Raw genomic sequence first — 11,838 nt, 5'->3', positions numbered from 1 at the left:
GGGGTCCATGAACTCCTCATGGCTACCATTTTTCGGCTTGCTTCATTTTTCGGGATCCATGAGCGCCTCATGGCTACCATTTTTCGATTTGCTTCGTTTTTTGGGGTCCATGAACACCCTCATGTCTACCATTTTTCGATTTGCTTCATTTTTCGGGATCCATGAGCGCCTCATGGCTACCATTTTTCGATTTGCTTCGTTTTTTGGGGTCCATGAACACCTCATGGCTACCATTTTTCGATTTGCCTCGTTTTTCGGGATCCATGAGCGCCTCATGGCTACCATTTTTCGATTTGCTTCGTTTTTTGGGGTCCATGAACACCCTCATGTCTACCATTTTTCGATTTGCCTCATTTTTCGGGATCCATGAACTCCTCATTGCTACCATTTTTCGATTTGCTTCGTTTTTCGGGATCCATGAACGCATCATGGCTACCATTTTTCGATTTGCCTCGTTTTTCGGGATCCATAAACGCCACATGGCTACCATTTTTCGGCTCGCTCCGTTTTTTGGTAGCCATGAACCCTTCATCTCTACCATTTTTTAAACTCACCATAACTTCCGGGCTTTACTAACGTGCTATCATTCCCATTAATATTCACTTCAAATTATAGATTTGTTTCTAAGCTATTCTCAATCATTCCTCTTCGTATGCCCGCATTAAAGCGTCCATATCAATTTTTTTCTCCGTTTGAAGGAGTGCTTTCATCACTCTGTCTGTTTTTCTAGGATTTGGATCACTTAACAAGATATTCAGGTTGGATGGAACGATTTGCCACGAGACACCATATTTATCTTTCAGCCAGCCGCATACTTGCGCTTTTTCGTCTCCGCCTTCAGAGAGCTTGCCCCAATAATAGTCAATTTCTGTTTGCGTTTCACAGTTAACAATAAAAGAGATTGCTTCATTGAATTTAAATTGCGGTCCGCCATTTAAGGCGACAAAGGTTTGCCCCTCTAATTCAAATTCTACTGTCATGGCGGTTCCCTCTGTTATTCCATCTATTTTATGCCTTTCTTTTCCATAACGGATGATTCTCCTTATTTTGGAATGATGAAATATAGTTGTGTAAAATTCTGCCGCTTCTTCAGCTTGTTTATCAAACCATAGATTCGCAGAGATTTTCTGGATTTTATTTTCCACAAGTCGCCCTCCATTTTAAAAACAATAATCATATTATCAATAAATAAGCAATTGATTAAGTTCCGCAAAAAGTACGGTATGGGCGATCAGACGGTACCGGCAGTGTGCAATACTCAGCTTGCTTTTCTGTGTGCGCATATGGGTTTGATACAACTTCAAGAAGCCTTTCCATGACACCAAAATCTCCCTCATTCACCGCAGCATCCAGAGCTTCCTCCACCCTGTGATTTCGCGGAATTACTGCTGGATTAGATTCCCGCATCAATTGTCCGGAGGCTTCTTTTGATTCCTGCTGCCTTTGCAGTCTTGCCTGCCATAACTCTGCCCATTGATTAAATTCATCCTTGCCAAAAAAAACTAAATCCTCTTTCCTATCAAATGTTAAGGAGCGGAATGTATTAGTAAAGTCTGCTTGATATTTCTCCATCATTTTAAGAAGGTCTTTAACAAGATCTTCATCTTGCTCTTCCACGTTAAAAATCCCTAGTTTTGTTCGCATCCCTGCTAGCCAGTTGGCTTGGTACAAATCAGTAAATTGTGCAATCGCATCTTGAGCCAATACAAGTGCCTTTTCCTCATTTTCATGCAATAGCGGCAATAAGGTTTCAGCAAAACGCGCAAGATTCCATGAAGCGATATACGGCTGGTTGCCATATGCATAGCGTCCTCTTGTATCGATTGAACTAAATACCGTTGCCGGATTATAAGTATCCATGAAAGCACATGGACCGTAATCAATTGTTTCCCCGCTAATGCTCATATTATCAGTGTTCATTACCCCATGAATAAAACCTACTAACTGCCACTTAGCAATTAGCTTCGCTTGCCGGTTGATCACTTCCAGAAGAAGTGATAGATAACGATTTTCACTTAAGCCGATTTCTGGAAAATGGCGATTAATTGTGTAATCTGCGAGAATCTTGAGATTTTCCTCCGTACTAAGTTTCGATGCGTATTGAAAAGTTCCAACCCGAATATGGCTATTTGCCACTCTCGTTAGAATTGCACCTGGCAAGTACGTTTCACGGATAATGGACTCACCTGTTGTTACTACTGCTAGACTGCGTGTAGTTGGAATTCCCAGCGCGTACATAGCCTCACTAATAATATATTCTCTAAGCATAGGACCTAGCGCAGCCCTTCCATCCCCGCCTCGGGAATATGGTGTTCTGCCTGAACCCTTGAGCTGAATATCGTACCGTACACCTTCAGGCGTAATCTGCTCTCCTATAAGTAAAGCTCGCCCATCCCCTAACATGGTAAAATGCCCAAATTGATGACCGGCATATGCTTGCGCAAGTGGTGAAGCATTGTCAGGAAACTGATTTCCGGCAAACACAGAAACATTTTTTTCTGATTGCAGTTCCTGTAAATCAAGTCCCAATGATGCTGCTAGTGAACCATTAAGAATAACGAGCTTTGGGTCACGAACAGGATTTGGACTCATCCTAGAGAAAAATGAATTGGGCAGCCTATTATAACTATTATCAAAATTCCAGCCAGCTTCTTCTAATTTGTATTGTTCTTCCATTAGAACGAACTCACATCCTCTTACAATTTTCATTTCTATTTATTATATCCTTCTATATAAAAGATGACCCTATCAATAGTATAAATAAAGGACTTCAATTGACTAAAAGCCCCAAACCCATTTCCTTTTCTATATTTGAATAGGATCTTCTTCTATAAGTTTTGTTAGTAATTTCTCAAATTTGTTTGCGCTGATTATTTCGTGTGTGATAAACTCCCCATTATAAAACAACCCAAATGTTGTCCATACGATTGGTGAGTTTTGCGCTTCATCTTTTGTAGTAATTTGAAAAGATTTATAAGATACATCTTTACTCTCCGCTACTTTTTTCAACTCATCTATGATGCCCACTGCAAATGGGCATTGAGCAGTGTAATAAATAGTTACCCCTTTATCATCTGATAATTTCTTTACTTGATTGTTAAAAGAAGGGATAACGCCATGCTCATTCCACTTCAGTGCCATTAATTGAAAATAAGGCGCCGCTTGGTCTACTGTCTCAAATCCCATATGTTCAAAGAACTGTTTATCACTTAAATACGGAAATTTTTTCTGGCCAACGATATGTACAATCCCATCCATTCCACGATTCATTGCATCTTCTTTACAATCACTTAATAATTGCTTTGCAAACCCGTTATTTTTATATCTGCCCGAAACCCACAAACAATTAATATACATATAATTTGGTGCTTTTATAGGGACCCAGGCCATTTCAGCTGGCAAATATTCTATAAATACTTTTGCACGTTCATCTAGCCGACTAAATACCAGCCCTTCATCCATACGTTCTCGGAGCCACTTTTTCTTTTCCCTCACCGCATTTTCATATTGTTTTGCCCCTAAAGCACAGCAGATGTGTTCAGATTCAATTGTATTTTTAGTTAATTGTACGATTCTCATGTTCTTCCCTCCTAAATCAAAAAAGATTCTCAAGTTATTATATTATCAAATAAAATTTCCTTAAAGAAAGTTACATTCGGATAACCGGAGACTACAATAAAAACAAACCTTAAATTAAAAAAAGACCTTCATGACTGAATATTAACATGAAGATCTCTTCTAACCTTTCCCATAGCTTTATCAAATGGATCGGTCGATATTTAGTTATTCTCTTTCATTAATTGATTCACTACTTCTTCTGTTACTTTTCGAACAATATGCTCAATCATTTCTTCTTTATTATTTAATATCTTGCTTCTTTGCGCATCAAGTGAACTTTGAGGTACCCCGCCAGTTTGTATGCCCATCGATTTCCGAATATTAATTAGATCCGATATTTGTGTGGGGTTTAGTTCATTCGCTTTATTGATGATGTTATTTGAATACATTAACATTAGTGCATAATGTTCAAGTGACTCCATTCTAAAATAAGCTTGAATAATATCTGAGCCCCAAGTTAGAGCCCCATGATTAGCTAACAGCACGGCATTATAATCCTTACAAAAAGGTGCAATCGAATCGGGAACCTCTTGAGTACCTGGTGTTGCATATGGTGCTACTGGAACCGTTCCTAGAAGAACGACAGCTTCCGGTGAAATTGGCTTATCGAGACTCACCCCTGCAATTGCAAAAGATGTTGCTACAGGCGGATGTGCATGAACGACTGCATTTACTTCAGGGTTTTCATTATAAACCCTTAAATGCATTTTTACTTCTGATGAAGGTTTCATCTCCCCAGAAATAACATTGCCTTCAAGGTCCATTTTCACCATCATATCAGGTGTCATAAATCCTTTACTTACTCCTGTAGGTGTAGCCCAAATGGTATTTGGACCCACTTTAATAGAAATATTCCCGTCATTGGCGGCTACAAAATTTTTATTATATACTCTTCTGCCAATTTCACAGATTAAATTTTTGGCTTCGTTATCCGTATAATATTGTTGTTTATTTCTCATAAGTGACAACTCCTTAATCATCCAAAATACACTCTATTCATTCCTGCGTTCTATATTTATATTACTTAGGCAGAAAGTAAAATGCACATTTTAACGATACTTTTACTGCTTATAATTTTCTTACTAATTTGTGGTTTTGTCAATTATTATTTTGGTTTTATAACCATTTCTTGTTGAATTGTACTGTTATTTAACAAGAAACCAAAATTAGTATGTGTTATATTCCCTTTAACTTAGTTAAAATCAAATCTTTTTATTTCTTGGATGTTACTTATTAAAACCCACACAACATGGTATAATTCTCTTAACAAACAATTAAAAATGAGGAGATTGACATGCTTCCTATCGCACGTAAGAAAAAAATCAAAGAAATAATACTAGAAAAAAAGAGTATAACCGTTGCCGATCTTACAAATCAATTTAATGTAACAGAGGAAACGATCCGCAGAGATTTAAAACAGCTAGAGGAAGAAGGAGTTTTAAATCGAACATATGGTGGAGCATATATTTCTGAAGGTGTTCAAAACGATGTAAATGTCAATTTACGAGAACATATTCACGTGGAAGGTAAAAAGAAAATTGCTGCAGAATGTATTGCCGCTATCAAAAACGGTGATTCCATTTTCTTGGATGCCTCCACAACCTCTTTAGTTATTGCCAGTATGCTTGAGGATAAGAAATTAACGGTTGTGACAAATTCGCTTAAAGTCATTAATTCTCTAGTAGAAAAACCAAATATTAATATTGTTGTAATCGGAGGGACATTGTCACCAACATCCCTATCAAATACAGGAAGAAGTGCTGAGTATACACTAAAGCATTATTTCTTTGATACCGCCTTCATTTCATGCCGCTCTGTCAGCATGCAGCATGGCATAACAGATTCGAATGAACAACAAGCAGGAATCCGAAAACTAGCTGCTGAACACGCAAATAATGTCTACCTAATTGCGGACTACACGAAATTTGATAAAACATCGTTTGCAAGAATTTGTGATTTTGACAAAATTAATCATGTTGTTGTGGACAAAACACTTTCTTCAGAATGGAAGCAATTCTTAAAAGAACAAAATGTGGCTCTTCATGAATGTGAATAGCTTAATAAAACTTGTCAGAAAAGAGCTGAAGTAGTAACCTCAGCTCTTTTCCTTTTTTATTTTGTACTTTTGAACATTTTTGGAAGGGTTTCATTAAATGGCGCATATGCAATGCCATTTTCGGTAATGATTCCTGTAATTAAAGAATGATCTGTCACATCAAAACAAGGATTATACGTCTTCACATCTTTTGGTGCCATTGGTTTTTCATACCATTTATCTGTAATTTCTTCTGAAGGTCTTAGTTCGATGTGAATATCGTCCCCTGTCTTACATGCTAAATCAACTGTAGACAGCGGTGCACAAACATAGAAAGGTATATTGTAGTGCTTTGCCAAAATCGCTACACCAGATGTCCCGATTTTATTCGCTGTATCACCATTTTCAGCTACCCGGTCACACCCGACAAGAACGGCCTGAATTTTCCCTTCCTTCATTACGATGGATGACATATTATCGCAGATTAATGTTACATCTACTCCAGCCTGCTGCAGTTCCCAAGCAGTTAATCGGGCACCTTGAAGCAACGGTCTTGTTTCATCTGCATAAACTTTAAAGTCATAGCCTTTTTCCTGCCCTAAATAAATCGGGGCCAGCGCAGTACCATATTTGGCAGTTGCAATTGTTCCAGCATTACAGTGAGTAAGAATTCCCCAGCCAGGCTCTAACAATGAAAGTGCATATTGTCCGATTGATTCACAAATTTTTTCATCTTCTGCTCTGATTAGTTCCGCTTCTTCCTTAAGAGCAGCCTTTACTTCAGAAACAGTTTTGCCTTCCTCTTTCTTAAATCTTTCATCCATTCGATTAAGTGCCCAGAAAAGGTTAACTGCAGTTGGTCTTGAGGAAGCTAAGTATTCTTTTACCTTTGTAAAATCACAATATAATTCTTCATATGTTTCAGCAGTTGATTTTTTCGTACCTAGATAGACACCATATCCTGCTGCAATTCCGATTGCAGGTGCTCCTCTTACTTTTAATTGATAGATCGCCTCCCATACATCTTCCATTTCTTTCAATTCAAGAAATACTGTTTCATTTGGCAATACTGTTTGGTCTAAAAGTATTAGTGTACTGTTTTCATCATCTAATTTGACTGATTGTATTACTTCAACTGGATTTCCCATCTTATTCTGCCTCCTTTAGAAGCTGTTCTTCTGCTGATTGGATGACATCTATAAAGTCAGCACCCGTTTTCATATTGTTTCTATTAAGTATAAAGGTTTTTCCGATAGTCAGACAAATTTTCTCTGCTCGCACACGAGCTTCTGCATTCGTAATGGAGGTAATGTCCTTTACATGAGCTAAACCTATTATTCTTCTAATCAGTTCATGTCCAGCAATAGCCGCAGTATCTCTTATAACCGTACCAAGATAATATTCCTTAAAACCTGCATATTTCGCAACTGGTTCTGTTGCTTGACCATCCCAAGTTTTTATAAATTTCTCATTGAATAAATCAATTATATCCTTGATCGTGTTCCCCAAATAATTTAGATAATCTTTTTGCTTCATTTCGTCATCAATTGTAAAACTTGCATTTGCATAGGCAAATATCAGATTGGCTACTACGTTACCGATATCATAGCCTGCCGGACCGTAAAAAGCGAACTCCGGATCAAAGACTTTAGTAGAATCTTCTTTAATAAAAATAGAACCAGTATGCAAATCTCCATGTACAAGTGATTGTGCATTTGACATAAATTCAAATTTTAGTTTAGCCGTCTCGAGCAGCAATGCCTTATCATTCCAAATTGCAGTTTGTACGAACTCTCTTGTTTCAGGAAAGACATCATTGCGAGGGCAATCATAAAATGGTTCTGTGTATACAAGGTCCTCAGAAATTTCGCAAAGCTCAGGATTGATAAAACTCTTCACTAATGCCTTCTTTTCCTTATGTTCCATTACAACATCAGAAGTTAATAATAAAGTATTTACTAGAAAAGTAGAAATATGGTCTGCAAAAAGCGGAAACTTTTTGTGTTCAATTAACGCCGCCCGCATCATTTCATGATCAGACAAATCTTCCATTGCACAGCAATTCATAATCGGATCATATTTATAAACTTCTGGCACATAGCCTGGAGCTAATTTATATTGCAATTGCAAGATTTCACTTTCAATTCTATTCCGATCTGGAGATAATTTAAATTCATCAGAAATACGAGCAACTGGACCAGCCTGTTTAATGATCACCGACTGGTTCGTTACTGAATCAACGACTTTAAATACATAGTTCAAGTTCCCGTCTCCGATTTCCTTACATTGAAGCTTTGCTTCTGGATTGAAGAGATCAAGGTTTGTTTTTGCATAATCAATCGCATCTTCTTCAGTCATCGTGAAATATTCCTTCGTAAAATCTTTCATTATAAATCCCTCCACCCTATTTTTGTCGATAGTAAGTTAATGCTAGTGCAAGCGCTAAGACTGTTCCCTTAACAATATCCATTGCATAGTAAGGTACGGACATCATGACCAAGCCATTAGATAAGATTCCGATCAATACTGCACCAATAAAAGTTCCAAAAGCATTCGGCTTTCCAGCCCCTAAAACCGATAGACCAATAAATGCTGCAGCTACAGCATCCATTAAGTATGGAGCACCAGAATTAATCTCTGCTGTCATTACACGAGAGGCAAGGACAATTCCTCCAATTGCTGCGAAGGTCGCGGAAAGCAAGTAAGCAAGCACCTTGTATTTATTAACAGGAATACCAGAAAGTCTGGCAGCTTCCTTATTTCCACCAATTACATACATATAACGGCCATGTTTTGTATAATTTAAGAAAATATGAACGAGAGCTACTACTACAACCATAATGATAATAATCCATGGCACTTGACCAATTTTTGCAAAAAACGGCGGAATTACACCTGTTGAGAAGCTTCCATCAGGCATAATCATGTTCTGTGAAACGGTTGCTCCTTTTGTATATGTGAGAGCAATCCCTTGAATAATAAACATAGTGGCAAGCGTCATAAGCATGTCTGGAATTTTCACTTTAACAATCATAAACGAGTTAAAGGCTCCAACTAGAAGCGCCGCTCCAATAGCTGCTAAAATAGCAATGAAAATATTCTGCGAAAACCACACAAACATAGAAACAACAACTGCGTTTGATAGAGAAACAGTTGATCCAACCGATAAGTCAAAACCATCTACCGAAAGTGAAATTGTAATTCCTATAGCTATAATGGTAACGATGGAAATAGACCTCAAAATATTAACAATATTTGACCCTTGAATAAAACTTGGATTAGCGATTGCAAAGATGGCAATCAAAACAAAAATTGTGATAATCGTTCCATATTTATATAAAAACTCAAATAGTTCAAACCCTTTTTTGGCGGGCTTTGTGTTTGGAACAGGATTTGCCGTGTTCATCCTTATTTACCCCCTGTTGAATAGAATAACAATTCTTCTTCATTTGTTGTTTTTGTTTCAAGTTCTTTCGCCACTTCTCCGTCATATACAACATACACGCGGTCTGTTATCCCGAGAATTTCTGAAAGCTCACAAGATGCATAGATGACTGACTTTCCACGCTTGGCTAAACCCGAAATCAGTTCGAAAATATCTTTTTTAGCACCAACGTCTACTCCCTTTGTAGGTTCATCAAAAATGTATACCTCAGCATCAGAAATCAGCCATTTTCCAATGGCAACTTTTTGCTGATTTCCACCGGAAAGATTTTGTACTTTGGCTTCTTCTGACGGCGTCTTTATCCCAAGATCTTTTATCATTTCAATTGAGATCTTCTTTTCTTCCTTTGTATTGACAAAGCTGAGAAACTTCGAAAATTTCCCTAGGCTTGCTGATGTTAGATTTGTAGAAACAGATTCTTGAACAAGAATCCCTTCTTTTCTTCGCTCCTCTGGTACGAGAGCAATCCCTTTTCTAACTGCATCACTAGGATCCTTAACCTTCACACTGGTTCCTCTAATTTTAATTTCACCTCTAGTTATCTTAGAAGCACCAAACAAAGCTTTGCATATCTCCGTTTTCCCAGCACCGACTAAACCGGCAATCCCAACGATTTCTCCTGCATTTACATGCATGCTAAAATTTTTCACTAAACCAATATCATGAAGTCCTTCAACAGAAAGGACAGTTTCTCCGATTTCAACTTGGTACTTCGGAAATTGTTCTTCAAGCTTTTCACCAAGCATATATTCCACGATTTTGTTTTGAGATGTGTCAGCAATATTTTCTTTTATGACAAACTCCCCATTTTTCATAACGGTGATCTCTTGGCAAATTTCGAACAGCTCAGGCAAACGATGAGAAATAAAGATAATGCCCACATCTTCTTTTACTAGCTCACGGACAATTCTAAAAAGTTCTGTTGTTTCAGAATGACTAAGCGGCGCAGTCGGTTCATCCAAAATTAAAAATTTACATTGCTTTGAAATGGATCTTGCAATTAGTACCATTTGTTTTTGAGCTAATGTTAATTCACTAACTAGCGTTCTCGAATTTATATTCACATTCATTCGATTTAGTATTTCTGTTGCTCTTTTGTGAATTTGGCCCCATTTGACAAACTGTTTTTTCCCCATATCGTTAACGGTTTCATTTAACATAATATTTTCTCCAACCGTTAAATAAGGAATTAGCGCAGTATCTACCTCTTGATAAACAATCTGTATTCCACTATCCTGAGCGTCTTTCGGAGTACGTATATCAACTTTCTTTCCGCCTATATATATTTCACCTGTATAATGCCCATAGGCACCGGAAAGAACTTTCATTAATGTTGATTTACCCGCACCATTTGCACCGATCAAAGCATGAGTCATACCCGTTTTAGTAGAAAAATAGACTTCATTAAGTGCTTTAACACCAGGGAACTCTATGGATATATTTTTCATTTCTAATAATGTTGACATGCCCATAAGCCTCCTTCTATTTCAATCAATTATACGCAGCAATTTAAGGCCTATAATGGATTTGAAACCTTATACCAGTTTTTATTCTCTGATATAAGGTTTCAAATTTAATTATTTATAGTATTCTTTTAAAGTCTTCATCCAATCTTCTTCAAATGCAGCAGATACTCCCCAGCCATCCACAACCTCAGCAAGGTTTACCATATTAACAGGAGCGTTTGATTTTTGCAGTGCTTCTTGTGAAATTAAAGAAGCCTCTAAATCGAATGTTGCAGGCGTTTCCTCACCAGCAATTTTCTTCGCAAGAATTCTCATATTAACAGAACCAATTAGTTTTGGATCAACAGCTGCTGTATATTTCCAAGGGCTTTTTTCTTCTTGCATAATTTGAAGGTCTGCATTTGATACGTCTATTCCATACAGCGCAATCTCATCTCTTCCTGCTTCTTTGATTGCCCGTGCAGCACCAATCGCGAAAGCATCCCAAGTAGCAAAAATTGCATCAATCTCGCCTTTTTTATGTTTATTTAACATTGCTGCCACAGCATTTTGTGTCTGTACAGATGTATCTGCTGCTGCTACACCAAATCTCTCAATCTCTTTAATGCCTGGGTTACTTTTCAAAGTTTCTTGATAGACGGCATTTCGTCTTACCATTGGCGGGAAACCGTCTACCCATAAATAAACAATATTCGCTTTCCCATTTGTATCTTTAATTAATTGCTCTAATGATAACTCAGCCAATGCTTCATCATCTTGTGATGTAAGTGTTACTCCATTTACTGTTGCAATATCGCCATTAGAATCAAACGTTACTACACTCTTGCCAGCTTCTACAATTTTCTTTACGTCTTCTACTGTAGCAACATCATCTCCATGAGAGATAATAAACCCATCAAAGTCCTCTTGTAATGCTTGAGCAATTGCATCATGGAACTTAGCAGTGTCACCGTTAGCAGTGAACACATCTACTTTAAATCCGAGTGCTTCACCTTCTTCTTTTGCACCAGCTAAAAATTGAGCAGTATGATCATCTCCACCAATTTTTCTTACAACTTTAATCTTCACTTCTTTGCCATCCTTGTACCGTTCAGGAACATTATCAAGTGAAACATTCTTGTTCCCTTCTTTTGGCTTAGAACTTTCCTCACCTGAAGCACAGCCTGTTAACAGAAGTGAAATAGCTACTAATAGGACTAATGCACTTTTTAAAAAGTTTTTCATTCTTTAATTCTCCTTCTTTGATAGTATGTCCACCCTACCTATTTTTCATT

Annotated in this window: 11 protein-coding genes; 1 reads left to right on the top strand and 10 read right to left on the bottom strand. The window is 37.5% G+C overall.

Annotated elements, in window-relative coordinates; all coding sequences use genetic code 11:
• Nucleotides 1-145 precede the first annotated feature (145 nt).
• The 5 genes from C1726_RS22340 to C1726_RS22320 all read right to left on the bottom strand — a co-directional run bounded on the left by C1726_RS22340 (nucleotide 146) and on the right by C1726_RS22320 (nucleotide 4,577).
• Nucleotides 146-541 carry a hypothetical protein gene (locus tag C1726_RS22340; protein ID WP_102275165.1) on the bottom strand — a complete coding sequence of 132 codons (396 nt, stop codon included), beginning with the start codon at nucleotides 539-541 and terminating at the stop codon, nucleotides 146-148.
• A gap of 97 nt (nucleotides 542-638) precedes the next feature.
• Complete coding sequence (locus C1726_RS22335; RefSeq protein ID WP_102275164.1) at nucleotides 639-1,145, bottom strand: VOC family protein; 507 nt, start codon at nucleotides 1,143-1,145, stop codon at nucleotides 639-641.
• A gap of 55 nt (nucleotides 1,146-1,200) precedes the next feature.
• Complete coding sequence (locus C1726_RS22330; RefSeq protein WP_407642059.1) at nucleotides 1,201-2,709, bottom strand: protein adenylyltransferase SelO; 1,509 nt, start codon at nucleotides 2,707-2,709, stop codon at nucleotides 1,201-1,203.
• A gap of 96 nt (nucleotides 2,710-2,805) precedes the next feature.
• Entirely contained in the window at nucleotides 2,806-3,579 is a 774-nt protein-coding gene (locus C1726_RS22325) for an N-acetyltransferase (RefSeq protein WP_102275162.1), read from the bottom strand.
• A 200-nt stretch (nucleotides 3,580-3,779) separates the two neighbouring features.
• Nucleotides 3,780-4,577: a class II aldolase/adducin family protein gene (locus tag C1726_RS22320; protein WP_102275161.1), complete on the bottom strand. Its 798-nt coding sequence runs from the start codon at nucleotides 4,575-4,577 to the stop codon at nucleotides 3,780-3,782.
• A 335-nt stretch (nucleotides 4,578-4,912) separates the two neighbouring features.
• On the opposite strand from C1726_RS22320, the gene C1726_RS22315 reads away from it, so the two are divergent.
• Nucleotides 4,913-5,674, top strand: a complete 762-nt coding sequence (locus C1726_RS22315; RefSeq protein ID WP_102275160.1) for a DeoR/GlpR family DNA-binding transcription regulator — start codon at nucleotides 4,913-4,915, stop codon at nucleotides 5,672-5,674.
• Nucleotides 5,675-5,730: 56 nt separating this feature from the next.
• Here C1726_RS22315 and mtnA read toward each other — a convergent pair whose 3' ends face one another.
• The 5 genes from mtnA to C1726_RS22290 all read right to left on the bottom strand — a co-directional run bounded on the left by mtnA (nucleotide 5,731) and on the right by C1726_RS22290 (nucleotide 11,788).
• The gene (gene mtnA, locus C1726_RS22310; protein ID WP_102275159.1) at nucleotides 5,731-6,801 is read right to left on the bottom strand and encodes an S-methyl-5-thioribose-1-phosphate isomerase; all 1,071 of its coding nucleotides are present in this window, start codon (nucleotides 6,799-6,801) and stop codon (nucleotides 5,731-5,733) included.
• A gap of 1 nt (nucleotide 6,802) precedes the next feature.
• A complete protein-coding gene (mtnK, locus tag C1726_RS22305) occupies nucleotides 6,803-8,041 on the bottom strand; it encodes an S-methyl-5-thioribose kinase (RefSeq protein ID WP_102275158.1) in 1,239 nt (412 codons plus the stop codon).
• 16 nt (nucleotides 8,042-8,057) lie between these two features.
• Entirely contained in the window at nucleotides 8,058-9,059 is a 1,002-nt protein-coding gene (locus C1726_RS22300; RefSeq protein WP_102275157.1) for an ABC transporter permease, read from the bottom strand.
• A gap of 2 nt (nucleotides 9,060-9,061) precedes the next feature.
• Nucleotides 9,062-10,564: a sugar ABC transporter ATP-binding protein gene (locus tag C1726_RS22295; protein WP_102275156.1), complete on the bottom strand. Its 1,503-nt coding sequence runs from the start codon at nucleotides 10,562-10,564 to the stop codon at nucleotides 9,062-9,064.
• A gap of 111 nt (nucleotides 10,565-10,675) precedes the next feature.
• On the bottom strand, nucleotides 10,676-11,788 hold the full coding sequence (locus tag C1726_RS22290) for a sugar ABC transporter substrate-binding protein (RefSeq protein WP_102275155.1): 1,113 nt from the start codon (nucleotides 11,786-11,788) through the stop codon (nucleotides 10,676-10,678).
• Between the last annotated feature and the right edge of the window lie 50 nt (nucleotides 11,789-11,838).

Source organism: Cytobacillus massiliigabonensis (assembly GCF_900199725.1).
Classification (GTDB): domain Bacteria; phylum Bacillota; class Bacilli; order Bacillales; family Cytobacillaceae; genus Cytobacillus; species Cytobacillus massiliigabonensis.
Note: the sequence above shows the minus strand (reverse complement) of the source record. Positions and strands in the feature narration are given on the sequence as shown.